The sequence below is a fragment of the Pseudomonas sp. MDT1-85 genome (assembly GCF_054898065.1).
Map to the genome: position 1 here is coordinate 598,157 of NZ_CM142715.1, position 17,533 is coordinate 615,689.

The 17,533-nt window shown below is 57.9% G+C and carries 19 protein-coding genes, 1 tRNA gene and 1 pseudogene; 8 read left to right on the top strand and 13 right to left on the bottom strand.

All coding sequences use genetic code 11. The features are described 5' to 3' along the window. Positions 1 to 35: 35 nt before the first annotated feature. The 7 genes and pseudogenes from ACYZT2_RS02760 to ACYZT2_RS02790 all read right to left on the bottom strand — a co-directional run bounded on the left by ACYZT2_RS02760 (position 36) and on the right by ACYZT2_RS02790 (position 4,843). The gene (locus ACYZT2_RS02760; RefSeq protein ID WP_461969923.1) at positions 36 to 782 is read right to left on the bottom strand and encodes an ABC transporter substrate-binding protein; all 747 of its coding nucleotides are present in this window, start codon (positions 780 to 782) and stop codon (positions 36 to 38) included. 13 nt (positions 783 to 795) lie between these two features. Further along, positions 796 to 1,569, bottom strand: a complete 774-nt coding sequence (locus ACYZT2_RS02765) for an ABC transporter ATP-binding protein (RefSeq protein ID WP_052962829.1) — start codon at positions 1,567 to 1,569, stop codon at positions 796 to 798. Positions 1,570 to 1,927: 358 nt separating this feature from the next. After that, on the bottom strand, positions 1,928 to 2,293 hold the full coding sequence (locus ACYZT2_RS02770) for a PIN domain-containing protein (protein WP_461969926.1): 366 nt from the start codon (positions 2,291 to 2,293) through the stop codon (positions 1,928 to 1,930). Beyond that, positions 2,238 to 2,690, bottom strand: coding sequence for a hypothetical protein (locus ACYZT2_RS02775; RefSeq protein WP_461969928.1), 453 nt, complete (start codon positions 2,688 to 2,690; stop codon positions 2,238 to 2,240). The genes ACYZT2_RS02770 and ACYZT2_RS02775 overlap by 56 nt, the downstream gene beginning before the upstream one ends. Positions 2,691 to 2,696: 6 nt before the next feature. Then, the gene (locus tag ACYZT2_RS02780; protein WP_461969930.1) at positions 2,697 to 3,113 is read right to left on the bottom strand and encodes a hypothetical protein; all 417 of its coding nucleotides are present in this window, start codon (positions 3,111 to 3,113) and stop codon (positions 2,697 to 2,699) included. A 37-nt stretch (positions 3,114 to 3,150) separates the two neighbouring features. Continuing rightward, complete coding sequence (locus tag ACYZT2_RS02785; RefSeq protein ID WP_461969932.1) at positions 3,151 to 4,125, bottom strand: alpha/beta hydrolase family protein; 975 nt, start codon at positions 4,123 to 4,125, stop codon at positions 3,151 to 3,153. Between the two features lie 69 nt (positions 4,126 to 4,194). Next, positions 4,195 to 4,843, bottom strand: a pseudogene (locus ACYZT2_RS02790) (DUF1016 N-terminal domain-containing protein). 262 nt (positions 4,844 to 5,105) lie between these two features. Here ACYZT2_RS02790 and ACYZT2_RS02795 point away from each other — a divergent pair. Then, a complete protein-coding gene (locus ACYZT2_RS02795; protein ID WP_461969934.1) occupies positions 5,106 to 5,555 on the top strand; it encodes a carboxypeptidase regulatory-like domain-containing protein in 450 nt (149 codons plus the stop codon). 85 nt (positions 5,556 to 5,640) lie between these two features. Here ACYZT2_RS02795 and ACYZT2_RS02800 read toward each other — a convergent pair. The 5 genes from ACYZT2_RS02800 to ACYZT2_RS02820 form a co-directional block, all read right to left on the bottom strand. After that, a tRNA-Phe gene (locus ACYZT2_RS02800) sits at positions 5,641 to 5,716 on the bottom strand. Between the two features lie 103 nt (positions 5,717 to 5,819). Continuing rightward, on the bottom strand, positions 5,820 to 6,092 hold the full coding sequence (locus tag ACYZT2_RS02805; RefSeq protein ID WP_461969936.1) for an oxidative damage protection protein: 273 nt from the start codon (positions 6,090 to 6,092) through the stop codon (positions 5,820 to 5,822). After that, the gene (mutY, locus tag ACYZT2_RS02810) at positions 6,089 to 7,156 is read right to left on the bottom strand and encodes an A/G-specific adenine glycosylase (RefSeq protein ID WP_461969938.1); all 1,068 of its coding nucleotides are present in this window, start codon (positions 7,154 to 7,156) and stop codon (positions 6,089 to 6,091) included. The genes ACYZT2_RS02805 and mutY overlap by 4 nt, the downstream gene beginning before the upstream one ends. Then, entirely contained in the window at positions 7,153 to 9,387 is a 2,235-nt protein-coding gene (locus tag ACYZT2_RS02815; RefSeq protein ID WP_461969940.1) for an AsmA family protein, read from the bottom strand. The genes mutY and ACYZT2_RS02815 overlap by 4 nt, the downstream gene beginning before the upstream one ends. Positions 9,388 to 9,464: 77 nt before the next feature. Further along, entirely contained in the window at positions 9,465 to 9,869 is a 405-nt protein-coding gene (locus ACYZT2_RS02820) for an acetyl-CoA sensor PanZ family protein (RefSeq protein WP_461969942.1), read from the bottom strand. A gap of 336 nt (positions 9,870 to 10,205) precedes the next feature. Between ACYZT2_RS02820 and ACYZT2_RS02825 the strand changes: the two genes are divergently transcribed. From ACYZT2_RS02825 to ACYZT2_RS02855, 7 genes are all read left to right on the top strand, one after another. After that, positions 10,206 to 11,870 (top strand): OFA family MFS transporter, encoded by a 1,665-nt coding sequence (locus ACYZT2_RS02825; RefSeq protein ID WP_461969944.1) that lies wholly within the window; start codon positions 10,206 to 10,208, stop codon positions 11,868 to 11,870. Positions 11,871 to 12,145: 275 nt separating this feature from the next. Further along, complete coding sequence (gene hisB, locus ACYZT2_RS02830) at positions 12,146 to 12,739, top strand: imidazoleglycerol-phosphate dehydratase HisB (protein WP_007939452.1); 594 nt, start codon at positions 12,146 to 12,148, stop codon at positions 12,737 to 12,739. Next, a complete protein-coding gene (hisH, locus tag ACYZT2_RS02835) occupies positions 12,739 to 13,377 on the top strand; it encodes an imidazole glycerol phosphate synthase subunit HisH (RefSeq protein WP_461969947.1) in 639 nt (212 codons plus the stop codon). The genes hisB and hisH overlap by 1 nt, the downstream gene beginning before the upstream one ends. Continuing rightward, positions 13,378 to 13,635, top strand: a complete 258-nt coding sequence (locus ACYZT2_RS02840; protein WP_461969949.1) for a DUF2164 domain-containing protein — start codon at positions 13,378 to 13,380, stop codon at positions 13,633 to 13,635. Positions 13,636 to 13,677: 42 nt separating this feature from the next. Further along, the gene (gene hisA / locus ACYZT2_RS02845; RefSeq protein WP_123500042.1) at positions 13,678 to 14,415 is read left to right on the top strand and encodes a 1-(5-phosphoribosyl)-5-[(5-phosphoribosylamino)methylideneamino]imidazole-4-carboxamide isomerase; all 738 of its coding nucleotides are present in this window, start codon (positions 13,678 to 13,680) and stop codon (positions 14,413 to 14,415) included. A 9-nt stretch (positions 14,416 to 14,424) separates the two neighbouring features. Further along, positions 14,425 to 15,195, top strand: a complete 771-nt coding sequence (gene hisF, locus ACYZT2_RS02850) for an imidazole glycerol phosphate synthase subunit HisF (RefSeq protein ID WP_007897430.1) — start codon at positions 14,425 to 14,427, stop codon at positions 15,193 to 15,195. A 73-nt stretch (positions 15,196 to 15,268) separates the two neighbouring features. Continuing rightward, a complete protein-coding gene (locus ACYZT2_RS02855) occupies positions 15,269 to 16,024 on the top strand; it encodes a substrate-binding periplasmic protein (RefSeq protein ID WP_461969953.1) in 756 nt (251 codons plus the stop codon). A gap of 38 nt (positions 16,025 to 16,062) precedes the next feature. Here ACYZT2_RS02855 and ACYZT2_RS02860 read toward each other — a convergent pair whose 3' ends face one another. Beyond that, positions 16,063 to 17,481 (bottom strand): trypsin-like serine peptidase, encoded by a 1,419-nt coding sequence (locus ACYZT2_RS02860; protein WP_461969955.1) that lies wholly within the window; start codon positions 17,479 to 17,481, stop codon positions 16,063 to 16,065. Positions 17,482 to 17,533: the final 52 nt, after the last annotated feature.

Sequence of the window (17,533 nt, forward strand, 5' to 3'; positions counted from 1 at the left end):
CCGTCAGCGAACGGCGCCGGTCAGGCAGGTCAGAATCAATAGATGCTGAACGGGAAGTACTTGTCGTTGATCTTCTTGTAAGTGCCGTCTTCGACGATTTCTTTCAGGGCAAGGTTCAGCCTCGCGCGCAGGGTGTCGTCTTTACGCACGGCGATACCAATCTTGTCACTTTCTTCCACTGGGTCACCCTTGAATTCATACGAGCGGCCGGCGTCGCTTTTCAGCCACTCGTAGTTGACGTACTTGTCGGCCAGGATGCCGTCCAGACGTCCGGAAGTCAGATCCAGATAAGCGTTTTCCTGGGTGTCATAGAGTTTGACTTCAACGCCGGGCATGTTGTCTTCCATCCAGGTGCCGGCGAGGGTCGCGCGTTGTGCGCCGATCACTTTCCCCTGCAGGGAATCCTTGTCGGTTTTGAACTCTTTGTCTTTTGGCGCGATGAACTGCAGTTTGTTGGAGTAGTACGGTTCGGTGAAGTCCACCGCTTGCTTGCGTTCGTCAGTGATCGACATCGAGGAGATCAGGAAGTCGAACTTCTTGGCGTTCAGGGCCGGGATGATGCCGTCCCAGTCGGACGTGACCACGGTGCACTCGACTTTCATCTTGGCGCACAGGGCATCGCCGATTTCTCTGTCGAAGCCGACGACATTGCCACTGGCATCTTTGTTGTTGAACGGCGGGTAGGCCGCTTCGATGCCCATCTTCAAAGTCTCGGCGGCGGCACCGGCACTGAAAGCCAGGGTGACAGCAGCGGCCAGGAAGATTTTTTTGTAGTTCTGCATGCGGGTAGCTCCGTTAGCGGTTGCTGGACATGAATTGTTTGCAGCGCGCCGAAAGCGGGTTTTCGAACACCTGCTGCGGCGATCCTTGTTCTTCTACCAGGCCTTGGTGGAGGAACACCACTTCGCTGGAAACCTGACGGGCAAAGCCCATTTCATGGGTCACGAGCAGCATGGTGCGGCCTTCTTCGGCCAATGCGCGGATGACATTAAGTACTTCCTGGACCATTTCCGGGTCAAGGGCGGAGGTGGGCTCGTCGAACAGAATGACCTTGGGCTGCATCGCCAGCGTGCGGGCGATGGCCGCGCGTTGCTGCTGGCCGCCGGAGAGTTGCGCCGGGTAGGCATGACGCTTGTCAGCGATGCCGACCTTGGCCAGCAAGGCTTCGGCGACTTCGATGGCGTCGCGTTTGCTTTGGCCGAGCACGCGGCGCGGGGCTTCGATGATGTTGTCGAGCACGCTCATGTGCGGCCAGAGATTAAAGTTTTGAAATACAAAACCGATCTCGCTGCGCAGGCGATTGATCTGTTTGCCGTCGGCAGCGACCAGTTCGCCGTTCTTGGCGGCTTTGAGTTTGAGTTCTTCGCCGGCCACCAGGATCTGGCCCTGGTGCGGGTTTTCCAGCAGGTTGATGCAACGCAGGAACGTGGACTTGCCGGAACCGGAGGAACCCAGGATCGAGATCACGTCGCCGTCGCGGGCGGTCAGCGAGATGCCTTTGAGCACCTCAAGCTGTCCGTAGCGTTTGTGCAAGTTGCGGATTTCAAGCGCGGGCGTGGCCTCAGCCATGTGCGTTCCTCATAGTGTTTTGCGCTCCTGCTATTGGCGGCCTTCCTGGCGAGGCGGCCAAGCTAGCATAGCGTTCGAATGGCAGCCAACAGCGCTACGGACGGTAAACGGGTGGCATGTGGCAGGTTGTCGCATCGGCACAGCAGACTGTCGCCCCATCAACAACCGAACAGCCGTTTGAACACTGCTTTTTAAATGAAAAGCGCGGCGGCTGTCGAAAAAAAGGCGCGATGTTGCCAGCTTTGGCGGGGTGTTGGAAGCGCTAACCGGACAAACGTTCCTGATCTGCACTTTTATTGTGCGCGCCAGCTGTCAGTGATGACGAGCGGCCGTTTTTGTTTTGTCCAGTGTGCTCGATTCAATCGGGGTGGACCCAGTCTTCAACCCGTAAACCGGATACACGCTCGAATTCCCGAAGGTTATTCGTCACGATGGTGAATCCTCGTGAGCGCGCGTGCCCGGCAATCATGTGGTCATAAGGGCCTATTGGTGTCCCTGCTTTAACCAGTTCCGAGCGAATCATTCCGGTGTGTGCTGCTGCTTCATAGTCGAAAGGAAAAATCTCAAGACGGGCAACAAAGCCTTCAATGACAGCGAGGTTTTTTTCCGGTGCGGCAGATTTCTCGGCACAGTGATGACAAGCGGCCGTTTTTACTTCCGGAGTGGCCTTACTCGGCTTTTTCCACCGGCAGGTCCAGCGACGAACGATAACTGTCCAGCGCATCGCCAAAGTCAGTGATGAATTGCGGGTCGGTCAGCCAGGCCTGGGCGGCGTCGCGGTCCATGCCATCGGCCCACATGCGGTAGTCGATCAGCATGTCGGCGGCCAGGTGCGTGGCGGCCATGGCTTCGTTGTCGGCGTTTTCCATGTCCAGCAGTTCTGGATGATCGCTGATGATTTCGGCGAGGTTCGACAGCAGAGTCAGCAGCATGTCGTTGCGGCTGGTAGCCTCGGCGTCACGCATTTTGCTGAACATCGCCAGGGTGTATTCCGGGATCGGCTCGCCGATTTCCCCCAGATCATCGTCCAGTGCGGCGGGTTTTCTGCCGTGGATATTGATTTGCCTGGCTTTGATCTTGGCGCGTTTGGCGCGTTTCTGTTGCTTGTTCAGGGATGCCATGGGAACTCAGTTTGGTTTCTGTTGGGTTTGGGCCGCGATGGCGTCGGACGCCGCCACGTAGTCAGCCTGGAAGGCCGCAGACTCGATCCACGCCAGCGCGCCGGCTTCGTCTGTCTCGGTGGACCATTGACGGTATTCGATCAGTGCCGCGAGGATGAAGTCCATCGCGCCTTCTTCGCCTTCCTGCTCGTACACCAGTTCCAGCAGCGGGTCTTCGAGGAAGGTTGCGCACATTGCTTGCTGGCCGATTTTTTCGGCGTCGATCATTTTCTTGAACAGTTCGGTCAGGTCTACCGATTCGAAGTCGATGCGATCGTCGTTCGGGTCCAGCTCGACCGGCGCGACAGCTCGCTGGGTGCGGTTCTGCTTGGCCTTGGCTTTGGCGCGGGAGGCGCGTTTGTTCTGCTTGTTGGCGGAGGCCATGGGCGTCGTTCCGTAATTCGTTGAGAGGGCGCATCCATCAACTGCGTGGCACTCGTCGCCCGGGTGTATCGGGGGCCAGCTCGCCGGTCTGCAGCCAGGACAATGCAATGGGCCATAGTGTGGCTTGGTATGCGCTGCGAAAAAAGGCGAAATGTCCGACTTCTTTTTCGCCGATGTCTTCAGGGGCGATTCGCAGGTGGGTGTTTGTACTGCCAGTGAAGTAGCCAAGCAGGCGTTCGATGGCCGGAATCGTGCCGTAGGGATCGTCGCTGAGACTGATCGCCAGGGTTTGGGCGGTGACGTTGGCGAAGGGGAGCTGACCGTTTTTGGCGTGGATGACACGACCGCTGGGGCGTTTCTCGTATCGGGCTGCGGGCATGCTCCAGTCGCGAACTACGCCAGCCGGGGTGTCTTCGAGCCATCCGAGGCGTTTGCCGGGAAAGTAGCCGTAAAACATGGTCATCAATGGCATCACTACATGCCACTTGCCAAACATTCGCCAGCGATGAGCGGGAGCATAGTCGCGCCAGTAAGCGAACTGCGCACCTACCGTCACCAGGCGTCGGATCACATGCCCGGAGCCTCCCAGCCCCGCTGCGCAACCGCCGAAGCTGTGACCGACGACATTGATGGGTTGTTGCGCAAACTCGCGTTGCGCCCTTTGCAGCATCGCCTCGAAATCCAGCGCGCCCCAGTCGGACCATGAGGCCTCAAGCCCCTTCAGCGACGCAGGGCGCGACTCGCCGATGCCACGGTAGTCATAGGTGATCACGTCGAAGCCGTTGGCGAACAGGTAGTCGGCGAAGCGCGAGTAGTGTCGGCAACGGACTGAAGTAGCGGCGTTGATGATCACCACCGGACGGGTTGGGTCTTGATTCGCATGCCGCCAGGTGAAGCCGCCAAGGATGAAGCCGTCGGCGGCGGGTTCCTTGAAAGAGTGACCAGGTGTGCCGGTGGGTAACGGCAATTCAAGTTGCGTCGGGGCCAGTGAGGGCATGTCCTGCAAATTCATCGGCGTTGAACCTTTGCGGTTAGCCAATCACCATAGTCTTCACGCCGTTTATGAACAATCTACCCGTGCCTATCGGAGCCTCTGTTTGAGTAACCGCTCCTCAAGCACCGCCCATTCCCGATCCAGTTCTGTGCGAAGTTCCTCCTCGCTCGGCAGCACCAGTCTGTAGGTACTGGCGAACAGTTGTTCGTTGCCTTGCAGCACTGAATAGCGCACCACCGAGTTTGACGGCAGCCCGGTCGCGGCTCGCCAGCAGGCGTTCGTAATAGAGGGTATTGATCTGGCGCTCGAGGGCGCGACTTGACCAGTTCTGCAGAGCGCATTCGTTCATGTACCAGTGACGAGCGTTGTCGTTGTCGACTCGTAGCAGTCTGCGGTAGTGGGTCCAGTTCAATTCGGAACGCACTGCGTTCCAAATTGGAAAGGTCTGATAAAAGTCCCGCATGTATCGCAGGTTGCGTTCGTCAAAACCTTTCCCAAACTCCGACGTCAGTACTTTCGCCAGCGTCGATAGCAGCTGCTTGCCATACGCCGCCCGTCGAGCGCCTTCCTGCTCGAACTCCACAATATGCCGTCCGATCTGCCAGCAGGTTTGCACCTGAACGGTATCGACCGCTCGCAGCACTTTCTGGCGCGCTTCCTTGATCAATTCGCCAAGATTGCCGAGCAGTGAAGTGATCTGTGGATCTTGAGTGTTACCGGGTTTGAGGGAGCTCATGAGATTTTCCGCGGCTGAAGGAAACAGGCGCAAGAGGATGGCAAGAGAGTGATGGTCCGCGATGCCGGGCGCGGCTGGTAAATCGGAAGGAAAGGCGAATTCGTTTTGCAGGACCACGCCGATGACAGACGCTCCTTGAGGAGCGCAGCACGTAGTCCGATTCGCAGTGATCCCAAGTTCGAATCAATCTAAAACTTGAACATTCAGCAACAAATCTAAAAAGAGTAACGATTGGGTTCTGCGTAACCCTGGAGTCGCCATCATGAAGAACGTCCATTCATTCATGCTGTCCATCGCCGCTGTCGGCGTACTGATGTTTCCAGTCGTGCTTAACGCCGCCAGTCTTGAACCGATCGACAGCACAGGCGTGCAAGTCCAGCAGCAACAACAAAACGGGATTACTTACCTGTCCGGGGGGATCGGAGAGGATGAGGCTCGAGCCATTCAACAAGCGCAGGGCTACAACCTGCACATGACTTTCTCCATCGGGGCGGAGGGCAAATATGTTCCGGATGTAAATCTGGTCATTCAGAAAGACCCGGGGCAACCTGTGCTGACGCTGAGCGAAGCCGGCCCGTTGGTTTATGTTCAGCTGCCACCGGGCAAGTACACTGTCGTCGCGACACGCAATGGTGAGGAGCGGCGTGATACGGCGGATGTAGGAAGTGGTGCCGCTCGCAATCTTGTCTTCCACTGGAATACTGAAAACTAGCCCAAGAGAAACGACTTACTCGATATCTGATCAAATCGCGAGCATAAAAAAACCCTGAATCTTGCGATTCAGGGTTTTCGGTATTTGGTGCCCAGAGACGGAATCGAACCGCCGACACGGGGATTTTCAATCCCCTGCTCTACCGACTGAGCTATCTGGGCAACGGGGCGCATTAAACTGGTTTTTCAGGGGGTCGTCAAGAAAGTTTTCAAAAAAATTTTAATTATTACCGTCGCTTACGATCCGACCCCCGAAAAAACGGGATTATTCAGCCGGCGGAACGTAGCCTTCGGCCTTGGCGTATTCCTCGCCGGAAAAGAACTTGTCCATCTCACCCTGAAGGTATTTGCGGTCTTCGGGGTTCATCATGTTCAGGCGTTTTTCGTTGATCAGCAGGGTCTGGTGTTTCTGCCAGTCGGCCCAGGCCTTGGCCGAGACGTGGTCAAAAATGTCCTGACCTTTTGCACCCGGAAATGGAGCGCGCTCCAGGGCGGGCAATTCTTCTTTGTACTTGCGGCACATGATGGTGCGGGTCATGACGACTCTCCTGCGTTCAATACGGCGGCCGCGCGTTCGAGCAAGGTTTTGACCGGGGCGGCAAGGCCCAGGCGCGGCGGGGTGGCGAGGTTATACCAGAGCCAGTCGGCCTCGGCCACGTGGTGGCCGGCCTCCTGGACCTGAACCAGCCAGGGTTCGATGGATAACTGAAAGTGGCTGAAAGTGTGCACCAGGCTCGGCAGTGCCTGTTGGCTGCGCAATTCCAGCGAATGCTGCGAAGCCAGATGCTGAAGGTCGTCGAGGTCGTCGAGTTCCGGCAGGCTCCAGAGACCGCCCCACAGGCCCGTGGAGGGGCGACGGTAAAGCAGAATTGCCCCTTCGCCGTTGGCGAGCATCGGCATCAGCGTGCGCTTCTGTGGCACGGCTTTGCGCGGTTTGGGGATCGGGTAGCGGGTTTCCAGGCCAAGCATGTGCGCCTCGCAGCCTTTTTCCAGCGGACAAAGCAGGCAGCTCGGTTTGCTGCGGGTACAGAGCGTGGCGCCCAGGTCCATCATCGCCTGGGTGTAGGCGTTGACACGGGTCTGTGGCGTGAAGCGCTCAGCGTTGGCCCACAGCTGTTTGGCAACCTTGGGCTCGCCCGGATAACCCTCTTGCGCGGTAAAGCGCGCCAGCACGCGTTTGACGTTGCCATCGAGGATCGGCGCCCGCAGGCCCATGCTCAGGCTGGCAATCGCGCCGGCGGTGGACAGGCCGATACCCGGCAGATCGGTAAGTTTCTCCACATCACGGGGAAACTCGCCGCCATATTCGGCAACGACAATCTTCGCGGTCTTCTGCAAGTTGCGCGCGCGGGTGTAGTAACCGAGGCCGGTCCACAGGTGCAGCACTTCGTCTTCCGGCGCGGCGGCCAGGGCTTCGACTGTCGGCAACGAAGCCATGAAACGGTCGAAGTAATTCAGCACGGTGCTGACCTGGGTTTGCTGCAACATGATTTCCGAGACCCACACCCGGTAAGGGGTGATGCCCTGTTGCCAAGGCAAATCATGGCGGCCGTGGCGGTCGTACCAATCCAGCACCGCCGTTGAAAACTGCTCGGCTCTCATCGCTTGAACAGCCCCTTGAGCGCGTTTTTCAGTTCCGGGCTGACTTTATCGCCAAGCTTCTCGTCGATTTTTTCGCTGATCCGCTCGCCGGCCAGTTTGCTGGCGACTTGTCCCATGCGTTCGTTGTCGATGCGGCAAGCCTTGGCGCCCAGTTCCAGCGGGCCGCGGCAGCGCAGCGGCCACTCGATGCCGACGAAGCGCTCGCTGACCTGGCAGGCCGGGTCCGGCATGTCGCTCTTGTCGCCTTCGACGATCGCGCCGACGCGGTAATCCATGCCCAGCACCCGCAGGTCGATGTCGCCGTTACCGTTGACGGTCATGCCCGGGATGCGCACTTTCAGGTCCGGGTTACTGGCCACGCCGTTGCGCAAGGTCAGGTTGCCCTTGAGCTCTTCGAATGGTGTGTCCTTGCCCCGTGGCTCGCCCGTGAGGGTTTTGCGATTCAGGGTGGCGATGCCTTTGCACAGTTGCTGCTCAAGGTTGGCATTGAGCAGCACGCCGTTGTTGATGACGAAACTGGCATTACCGTTGAGGTTATCAATCAGCACGCTCTGGCTATTGCCGCTGCTGGTCAGCGCGCTATCGAGCGTCACCAGGCCTTGGACCGGTGGATTTTTCCCCTGGCTTTCGAGGATTTTTTCTACAGGCACTTTGCTGATGCGCGTCTGCATGTTCAGCGCCGGCACTTGTTGGCGCACGTCCAGGGTGCCTTTGGCTTCGAAGTTGCCGTCGTACAGGTCGCCGCGCAGGTTCTCCAGCGTCAGCAGGCCGCCTTGGCCGGTGGCCTTGAGTGCAGCATTCTGAATCGGCAGTTTGTCGAGGGTCAGTTGGCCGAAGGTCAGGTCGGCGTTCACGTCGAGTTTGTTGAGACGCTCTACCGGCAACAGGCGCTCGGTGCTCCACGGGCCTTTGGTCGGTGAGGGTGGCAGCGGTGAACTGCCCGCGCCGGCCATGGCCTCGCTCTCGGTGTTGGCCACTTCAGCCTGACGCACCTGTTTCGCGCTGTTGGCTTCGGCGGATTTTGGCGGCAAGTAACGATCGACGTTGAAGGTGTCAGCCTTGAGGTTCACTCGCAGCGATTGCTTGGCGAAGTCCTCGACAGCGATGCGACCGCTGAAAGTGCTGTCGTCGAGTTTCAGGTTGAGGCTGTCGAGGGACAGACTGGTCGGCGTGGCGGCAACCTGGCTCACCAGCTCAACTTTGCTCAGACTGCCTTCGGCCATCGCCGGGAGTTTCTGGCCGATGCTGTCGACGAATTTCGCCAGATCGAACTGGGCAATCGACAGGCCGCCGCTGATTTGCGGAGTCTTGTCGAGGTCGTTGGCCTTCAATTCGCCCAAGGCACGCAGCTGATTGGCGGAGATTTTGATGCCGGTCCATTCGGCGACGTTGGCAGCCCTGTCCAGCAGCAGCTGACCTTGAGCGGCGAAGGTCATGGTCTTGCCTTGCAGTGGATCGCCAGCGACTTCACCGGAGAGTTTCATGTCTTCGAATTTGTAGCGCTGCAACGCACGCTCGAAACGCAACTCGCCGGCCAGTTCGGTCCGTACCCGCAGAACCGGTTGGTTGGTACCGAGGAACGCGGTGAGTTTGACCGGGATGTTGGTCGAGTCATGTACCGGGCCAGTGCTCAGCTGGATGCTTTCGGCGCTGAACTGCTTGCCGGTTCTTTCGTCGCTGTATTCAACGCGGGCGTTATTGACGGTCAGGCTGTCGATGTCCAGGCGGATCGGCTGGGCCGGTTTTTCTGCCTGAGCGGTAGTCGTTGGCGCAGGTTCGCCGGTAGCGGCGGGCGGCGTGGCCGAGGGACTCGGGGTGGCAGGCGCCGGGGCCTTGCCGATGTCTTCCCAGTTGCCGTGGCCGTTCTTGTCGCGATTCAGGCGCAGGTTCAGACCTTCGACGCGCACATCACTCATCTGCACTTCGCGGCGCAGCAGCGGAATCACGCGGACCGACAGGCCGAGCATCTGCAAGTCTGCAAACGGCTCGGTAGGCTTGGCCAGGGTCGCAACACTGGCTTCGTGCAATTCCAGGCCCAGCCAGGGAAACAGGCTCCAGCCGATATCGCCATTGAGCGTCAGCTCGATGTGGGCCTTGTCGCGGGCAATCTGGCGAATCTCGTCTTTATAGTCGTTGGGATCGAAGAGGTGGGTCAGGGCAAAGCCCAGCGCCACAATGATCAGCAACAGCCCGAGAAGTACCAGACCCAGGATTTTGCCGAACGCTTTCATGGGCGAGTCCTTGTATTAGTCGAATTCGAAATTTAGCCGGGGAGTATAGCGCTCCGAAGTGGCTGACCGGTCAGCGATCACGTCGGGAGCTCATCCAGCGGTACCTTCAACTTAGCCGCCAGCGCTTGAGCTTCGAGGTGCCCGGCAGGCGCCAACAGCCGCAATGTCGCGCCCGATTGCGACGCCATTTTCTGCGCTTCGTTCACCAGACGCTCGGCAACGCCACGACGACGGGTGATTTTTCGTACGCATAAATGGGACATATGCCAGGCGTCGTGGTGCCGTTGCAGACGGGCCGCACCCAACAGCCGATCGTTGAAGCGTCCGGCGATCAGCGAACCGTCCTGCAGGCAGTCTTCGATCAGCTGTATGTCCCCGGTGAATGGCGCAAACAGCCAGTCCGGGGCGTCGCGGTAGATCTTTTGCAGATCTTGCTGATCCTGGTAAGTGGCGTGGTTCAGCAGCTCGACAATGATCGGCATGGTGTCTCCCTTGAAAGCTAAACCGGTCCCGTAGGAGCTGCCGAAGGCTGCGATCTTTTGACTTTCTCTTCAGGTTACAAAAGATCAAAAGATCGCAGGCTTCGGCACCTCCTACGGGTGAACACAGTGGTACGAGAACAGATGACATACAAAAGGTGATATCAGTTTGGTTTTTCTGTCACGTGCAAATGGTAACCTCTGCCCGTTCGTCCGTCCCTTCTGCGACGTGATGTCGCAACAAAATGGAGCTTCACCTACAAAAAGTCATGCCTGCGTGCATAAAGGCTGGGGGTGAAGTATGGCTGGCGAACAATACTAATAATTGGGGGAAATACCATGACCACGAGCATCACGGCGGACGGCCTCAAAGCCGATCAGCCCGCGTTCCTGTCCAAGGAGCGCATCATCGCCAAGCCCGGTTTTAACCGTTGGCTGGTTCCACCGGCCGCTCTGGCCATCCACCTGTGCATCGGCATGGCCTACGGCTTTTCGGTGTTCTGGTTGCCATTGTCCAAAGCCCTGGGCGTCACCAAGGCCGTGACTTGCGCGCCAGACATGAGCTTCATCGCTCAAGTCTTTTCGTCTCAATGCGACTGGCCGATCTCGATGCTCGGCTGGATCTACACCCTGTTCTTCATCTTCCTTGGCTGCTCGGCAGCCATCTGGGGCGGCTGGCTGGAACACGCGGGTCCTCGCAAGGCCGGTGTGGTGTCGGCACTGTGCTGGTGTGGCGGTCTGCTGATTTCGGCGCTGGGGGTCTATACCCACCAGATCTGGCTGATGTGGATCGGCTCCGGGGTCATTGGCGGCATCGGCCTGGGCCTGGGTTACATCTCGCCGGTCTCGACCCTGATCAAGTGGTTCCCGGACAAGCGCGGCATGGCCACAGGCATGGCGATCATGGGCTTCGGCGGCGGCGCGATGGTCGGCGCTCCACTGGCTGCAGCCTTGATGGGCCACTTCGCTTCGCCAACCAGCGTGGGCGTATGGCAGAGTTTCCTGGTAATGGCCGCGATCTACTTCGTGTTCATGATCGGTGGCGCGCTGTCCTACCGCGTTCCGCCAACTGGCTGGAAGCCTGAAGGCTGGACTGCTCCGGCAAAAAAAGCGTCGAACTCGATGATCACTCACCGTCACGTCCATGTGAATGTGGCGTGGAAGACCCCGCAATTCCGTCTGGTGTGGCTGGTGCTGTGCCTGAACGTTTCGGCCGGTATCGGCATCCTCGGCATGGCTTCGCCACTGCTGCAGGAAGTGTTCGGCGGCAAACTGATCGGTGTTGATCTGCCATTTGGTCAACTGGACGCTGGTCAACTGGCCTCGATCGCGGCGATCGCTGCCGGCTTCACCGGTTTGTTGAGCCTGTTCAACATTGGCGGTCGTTTCTTCTGGGCCTCGTTCTCGGATTACCTGGGGCGCAAAAACACGTATTTCGTGTTCTTCGCGCTCGGTTTCGCGCTGTACGCGTTGATCCCGAACCTCGGTCACCTGGGTAGCGTTGCGCTGTTCGTGGCAGCGTTCTGCCTGATCCTGTCGATGTACGGCGGTGGTTTTGCCACAGTGCCGGCTTACCTGGCTGACCTGTTCGGTACGCAGATGGTTGGCGCGATCCACGGTCGTCTGCTGACGGCCTGGGCAGCGGCGGGCGTGTTGGGGCCGGTGTTGGTGAACTACCTGCGTGAATATCAGCTGAGCATCGGCGTTGAACGTGCCGCGGCTTACGACATCACCCTGTACATCCTCGCGGGTTTGCTGGTGCTGGGTTTCATCTGCAACCTGCTGGTGCGTCCGGTGGCAGACAAGTACTTCATGACCGACGCTGAACTGGCCGCCGAACAGGCGCTGGGCCACGACAAGGGGGCTGACGCCAGCACCGTGCTGGAGTGGAAAGCGGATGCGGGCACCAAGCCGTTGGCGGTGGCTGCATGGCTGGTGGTGGGCATTCCGTTGGCGTGGGGTGTTTGGGTGACGCTGCAGAAAACAGCTGTTCTGTTCCATTAATAACCTCGCGCCCGACATGTCGGGCGCACCGCAATACCTGTAGGAGCGAAGCTTGCTCGCGAAGCGGACGCCGCGGTTTTTCAGACATTGCGCGTCATCGTTCTTCGCGGGCAAGTCGGATCGCCGCACCGCTCGCTCCTACATGTCCTTACAGGTATATCGCCGACGGTGCTGGATTCACTCCGTCAGTGATATCACCTCTCGTGTTTCTGTTTAGCGCCCGCGACCCTATAATGGCTGCCTTTTTCGCCCCAATGATTTTTGCGGAGCTGGTGATGGCCGAACGTATGGCGTCTGTCGAGCGCGACACTCTGGAAACCCAGATCAAAGCCTCGATCAACCTGGATGGCACCGGAAAGGCCCGATTTGATATCGGTGTACCTTTTCTTGAGCACATGCTGGACCAGATCGCCCGTCACGGGCTGATCGACCTGGATATTGTCAGCAAGGGCGACCTGCATATCGACGACCACCACACGGTGGAAGACGTTGGTATCACCCTGGGGCAAGCCTTCACCAAAGCCATCGGCGACAAGAAAGGCATCCGTCGCTACGGCCACGCCTACGTGCCGCTCGATGAAGCGCTGTCGCGCGTGGTGATCGACTTCTCCGGCCGTCCTGGCCTGCAGATGCATGTTCCCTACACCCGTGCCACCGTTGGCGGCTTCGACGTCGACCTGTTCCAGGAATTTTTCCAGGGCTTCGTCAACCACGCCAACGTCACCCTGCACATCGACAATCTGCGTGGGCACAACACCCACCACCAGATCGAAACCGTGTTCAAGGCTTTCGGCCGCGCGCTGCGCATGGCTGTGGAGCTGGATGACCGCATGGCCGGACAAATGCCTTCGACCAAAGGCGTTCTGTAATGCAGACGGTCGCGGTTATCGATTACGGCATGGGCAACCTGCACTCGGTGGCCAAGGCCCTCGAGCACGTCGGTGCCGGCAAGGTCCTGATCACCAGCGATGCCGATGTGATTCGCGAAGCCGATCGCGTGGTATTCCCCGGCGTCGGCGCGATTCGCGATTGCATGGCGGAGATCCGTCGCCTGGGCTTCGACTCGCTGGTGCGTGAAGTCAGCCAGGACCGTCCGTTCCTTGGCATTTGCGTCGGCATGCAAGCCTTGCTCGACAGCAGCGAAGAGAACAACGGCGTGGACTGCATTGGCCTGTTCCCTGGTCAGGTGAAGTTCTTCGGCAAAGATTTGCATGAAGACGGCGAACACTTGAAAGTCCCGCACATGGGCTGGAACGAAGTGAAGCAGACGGTGAGTCACCCGCTGTGGCACGACATTCCGGACCTGGCGCGTTTCTACTTCGTGCACAGCTACTACATCGCTGCCGGCAATGCGCGGCAGGTGGTGGGTAGCGGTCGCTACGGTGTCGATTTCGCCGCCGCGCTGGCCGACGGCTCGCGTTTCGCCGTGCAGTTCCACCCGGAGAAGAGCCATGCCCATGGCCTGCAATTGCTGCAGAACTTCGCTGCGTGGGATGGTCGCTGGTAAATGGGTGCCAAAAAGAAGCCGCCGATCCTGACCCTCACTCCCGAGCAGGAGAACGAGGCCAATCAGAAGATCAAACGCTTCATGGAGGATCGCTTCGAGCTGGACCTGGGTTCGTTCGAAGCGGCTGAAATCCTTGAGCTGTTTACCCGCGAAATTGCTCCGCACTATTACAACAGGGCGATTTTCGATGTGCAGACGCACCTCAAAGAGAGGTTCGAAAGCATCGAAAGCGACCTGTGGGCGCTCGAGAAAAACTGATTTTCGAGTGAAGCTGAACAATCGAATTTGAAGGTTTGCCAGATGCTGATTATTCCCGCTATCGATCTTAAAGACGGTGCCTGTGTTCGTCTGCGCCAGGGCCGCATGGAAGATTCCACGGTGTTTTCCGATGACCCGGTGAGCATGGCTGCCAAGTGGGTGGAGGGCGGTTGCCGCCGTCTGCATCTGGTCGACTTGAACGGTGCTTTCGAAGGTCAGCCGGTCAATGGCGAAGTGGTCACCGCCATCGCCAAGCGCTACCCGAACCTGCCGATTCAGATTGGCGGCGGTATCCGCTCGCTGGAAACCATCGAACACTACGTGAAAGCAGGCGTGAGCTACGTGATCATCGGCACCAAAGCCGTGAAAGATCCGGCTTTCGTTGCCGAAGCCTGCCGCGCGTTCCCGGGCAAAGTGATCGTCGGTCTGGATGCCAAAGACGGTTTTGTCGCCACCGACGGCTGGGCTGAAATCAGCACCATCCAGGTGATCGACCTGGCCAGGCAATTTGAAGCCGACGGCGTGTCCGCGATCGTTTATACCGACATCGCCAAAGACGGCATGATGCAGGGCTGCAACGTTTCGTACACCGCCGCCCTGGCCGCTGCGACAAAGATTCCGGTGATCGCTTCCGGCGGTATCCACAATCTGGGTGACATCAAGTCGCTGCTCGACGCCAAGGCGCCAGGCATCATCGGCGCTATCACGGGCCGGGCGATTTACGAAGGCACCCTCGATGTCGCTGAAGCGCAAGCTTTCTGCGATTCGTACAAAGGCTGAGGACTCACCATGGCGCTGGCCAAACGCATCATCCCTTGCCTGGACGTGGATAACGGCCGGGTGGTGAAGGGCGTCAAGTTCGAGAATATTCGCGATGCCGGCGACCCGGTGGAAATCGCCCGTCGTTACGACGAGCAAGGTGCCGACGAGATTACCTTTCTCGACATCACCGCCAGCGTCGACGGTCGCGACACCACGCTGCATACCGTCGAGCGCATGGCCAGCCAGGTGTTCATTCCGCTGACCGTGGGTGGCGGCGTGCGTACCGTGCAGGACATTCGCAACTTGCTCAACGCCGGTGCGGACAAGGTCTCGATCAACACCGCAGCGGTGTTCAACCCGGAATTCGTCGGCGAAGCGGCCCAGCATTTCGGCTCGCAATGCATTGTCGTCGCCATCGACGCGAAGAAGGTCTCCGGCCCGGGCGAAACCCCGCGCTGGGAAATCTTCACCCATGGTGGTCGCAAGCCAACCGGCCTCGATGCGGTTGAATGGGCGAAGAAAATGGAAGGCCTCGGTGCCGGTGAAATCCTGCTGACCAGCATGGACCAGGACGGCATGAAAAACGGCTTCGACCTGGGCGTCACCCGCGCCATCAGCGATGCGCTAGGGATTCCGGTGATCGCATCCGGCGGTGTTGGCAACTTGCAGCACTTGGCCGACGGCATTCTCGAAGGCCACGCCAGCGCGGTGCTGGCGGCGAGTATTTTCCACTTCGGCGAATACACCGTGCAGGAAGCCAAGGCCTACATGGCTCATCGCGGCATCGTGATGCGTTAAACCCTACAGGCCAGTGGACAGTATGGCGGGCTCAAGGCACTCTTGAGCACGCCATGGATTCCGGTAGCCCGACATGCTTAAACGTCTTCTTCTTGTCCTCGCCAGCGCCTCTTTGTTGTTTATCAACGGAGCTCGCGCCGAAGAAAGTCCCGCCACCGACCTGGTGCTGCTGACGGAAAACTTCCCGCCGTACAACATGGCGAAGAACGGCAAAAATTTCGCTCAGGACGAGAACATCAACGGCATCGCCGTGGACATCATTCGTGAGATGTTCAAGCGCGCGGACATGACCTACAGCCTGACGCTGCGTTTTCCGTGGGAGCGAATCTACAAGCTTGCTCTGGAGAAACCGGGTTACGGCGTGTTCGTGATGGCGCGTTTGCCGGACCGCGAAAAGCTGTTCAAGTGGGTCGGTCCGATTGGTCCGGATGACTGGATCATGCTGGCCAAGGCTGACAGCAAGATCAGTCTCGAAACGCTGGATGACGCCCGCAAGTTCAAGATCGGCGCGTACAAGGGCGACGCGATCGCCGAGACGCTGGCCAAGCAGGGTCTCAAGCCCATTGTCGTGCTACGTGATCAAGATAACGCGAAGAAACTTACCAGCGGCCAGATCGACCTGTGGGCGACGGGTGATCCGGCCGGACGCTATCTGGCCCGCCAGGACGGTGTGGTCGGACTTAAAACCGTGCTGCGTTTCAACAGCGCCGAGCTTTACCTGGCGCTGAACAAGGGGGTGCCAGACGAAGTGGTGGCCAGACTTCAGGCGGCGTTGGATCAGCTGCGCAAGGAAGGCGTGGTGGACGACATCATGGCACGATATCTCTGATACTCCGGTGGGTGAAATTTTGTTCCCTATAGAAAGTATTATCGAGCTCCAGGGGGTGGCGTTACCAAATCAAGTCGCGTTGCCGAGGGTTGCAGGTCTGACTCATTGCTGGCGTAACTACATACTTTCAAAGGGCTGTCTGGAGGCAGCAACTCTAACTCCGCTGCTTTCTTGTACCGCTCGTCACGGAAACCGGCACAGGGCGTGCTATCGACGCTCGTTGAATAGAAAAAATGCGAGCTGAAATCAGGATATGCACCTTCCCATTGCATCGATGTAAATTTTTTATTATGGCCAAACGCTGGTTCAGGAGCGGGCTCTGCAAAATGGGCGGCGTGGGTGAAAGTATTCTTCAGTAATAGAGTTGTCAGCTTTTGTTCTTTCGAGCGGACACCGATTATGCACAGTACATGCATGCGCGTTTCGGGGCCTACAGAATCGTTAATATGGCCGTTTGTAGCGCTGATGGCGGCGCTATAGTTTTCTGGTTTCTCGCAACCGAGGGCGTCTCGCACAGTCTTGTATCGGTAATAGGGAGTATCGATATTGAATGAAAAATTCCATGTCGGCATTGTTTCATTGCCCAAATAGTCCATTTCAGGCCGAAGTTTGGTTCTTAGAAACAAGCTCTCGAAGTCGATGCTCACGTTGATTTGTTGTAAATCGCAGGTTGCAGTGCCATTGCTGAATAGTCCATTTATAAAACAGCTTGATAAAAACGCGGGCGAAAAACCGTAATGGCGTTCGGAAACAATACTCGTTATTTGGTTTGTTCGCCGATCAACCATTGGGCTACCGGAGCTCCCGTAATCCAAATCCTTGCACTCGTTCACTAACCCTCCGGGAAATGCGGGCGGTATACCGGAGACAGTCCTGGACACTTCCTGGGTGCAGGCACTCATGCGTAAGGTCTTGGTGGTGAAGGTGCCGGGTGCACCGACATTGAGCACGTCATGAGAGAAGAAGGGGGGCGTGGGTGAAATTTTGAGAGGCATGATCTGGTTTTGCAATAATGCCGACAGTGGCTTCTCAAGCTCGAGTATCGCTAGATCTGTTCCTGACATGCTTGTCCAGATTGCCGTACGAACTTTGTATATTTTGTGATTGGATGCCGTGTCTTGAAAATAATTGAAAGTTACGTTTGCGTTGAACTCATGATTCAGCCTTGAAGTACCATATTCAGCTAATACGCAGTGGCCGGCAGTGATGACATAGGCGGGCGCAGTATTCGTCCAGCCGGAATCTCTGGTGTCAATAAGAACTGCGGTGCAAGTACCTTTTGGCATATTCAAGAGGCCAATTCCCGTCCAGCGTGAATGGCGGTTGTCACTGTTTGTTAACGGTTTGGAAGGGGAACCATTCTTTAAATTGTCTCCGATATCAGTTTGTGCGGCTTCAGCGAACAAAAAGAAGTGACTGATCAGGTAAATTGTCAGAGTGATATGTTTGAATATCATTTTGCCATCCTTGGCGATAGATGTTTGTGGTGACAGGAAAGCAGACTCCAAT

Excerpts from the sequence above, each read along its gene's own strand:
- ACYZT2_RS02760 (WP_461969923.1), bottom strand. The coding sequence starts at position 782 with ATGCAGAACTACAAAAAAATCTTCCTGGCCGCTGCTGTCACCCTGGCT.
- ACYZT2_RS02765 (WP_052962829.1), bottom strand. The coding sequence starts at position 1,569 with ATGGCTGAGGCCACGCCCGCGCTTGAAATCCGCAACTTGCACAAACGC.
- ACYZT2_RS02770 (WP_461969926.1), bottom strand. The coding sequence starts at position 2,293 with ATGCGCTGGACAGTTATCGTTCGTCGCTGGACCTGCCGGTGGAAAAAG.
- ACYZT2_RS02775 (WP_461969928.1), bottom strand. The coding sequence starts at position 2,690 with ATGGCATCCCTGAACAAGCAACAGAAACGCGCCAAACGCGCCAAGATC.
- ACYZT2_RS02780 (WP_461969930.1), bottom strand. The coding sequence starts at position 3,113 with ATGGCCTCCGCCAACAAGCAGAACAAACGCGCCTCCCGCGCCAAAGCC.
- ACYZT2_RS02785 (WP_461969932.1), bottom strand. The coding sequence starts at position 4,125 with ATGAATTTGCAGGACATGCCCTCACTGGCCCCGACGCAACTTGAATTG.
- ACYZT2_RS02795 (WP_461969934.1), top strand. The coding sequence starts at position 5,106 with ATGAAGAACGTCCATTCATTCATGCTGTCCATCGCCGCTGTCGGCGTA.
- ACYZT2_RS02805 (WP_461969936.1), bottom strand. The coding sequence starts at position 6,092 with ATGACCCGCACCATCATGTGCCGCAAGTACAAAGAAGAATTGCCCGCC.
- mutY (WP_461969938.1), bottom strand. The coding sequence starts at position 7,156 with ATGAGAGCCGAGCAGTTTTCAACGGCGGTGCTGGATTGGTACGACCGC.
- ACYZT2_RS02815 (WP_461969940.1), bottom strand. The coding sequence starts at position 9,387 with ATGAAAGCGTTCGGCAAAATCCTGGGTCTGGTACTTCTCGGGCTGTTG.
- ACYZT2_RS02820 (WP_461969942.1), bottom strand. The coding sequence starts at position 9,869 with ATGCCGATCATTGTCGAGCTGCTGAACCACGCCACTTACCAGGATCAG.
- ACYZT2_RS02825 (WP_461969944.1), top strand. The coding sequence starts at position 10,206 with ATGACCACGAGCATCACGGCGGACGGCCTCAAAGCCGATCAGCCCGCG.
- hisB (WP_007939452.1), top strand. The coding sequence starts at position 12,146 with ATGGCCGAACGTATGGCGTCTGTCGAGCGCGACACTCTGGAAACCCAG.
- hisH (WP_461969947.1), top strand. The coding sequence starts at position 12,739 with ATGCAGACGGTCGCGGTTATCGATTACGGCATGGGCAACCTGCACTCG.
- ACYZT2_RS02840 (WP_461969949.1), top strand. The coding sequence starts at position 13,378 with ATGGGTGCCAAAAAGAAGCCGCCGATCCTGACCCTCACTCCCGAGCAG.
- hisA (WP_123500042.1), top strand. The coding sequence starts at position 13,678 with ATGCTGATTATTCCCGCTATCGATCTTAAAGACGGTGCCTGTGTTCGT.
- hisF (WP_007897430.1), top strand. The coding sequence starts at position 14,425 with ATGGCGCTGGCCAAACGCATCATCCCTTGCCTGGACGTGGATAACGGC.
- ACYZT2_RS02855 (WP_461969953.1), top strand. The coding sequence starts at position 15,269 with ATGCTTAAACGTCTTCTTCTTGTCCTCGCCAGCGCCTCTTTGTTGTTT.
- ACYZT2_RS02860 (WP_461969955.1), bottom strand. The coding sequence starts at position 17,481 with ATGATATTCAAACATATCACTCTGACAATTTACCTGATCAGTCACTTC.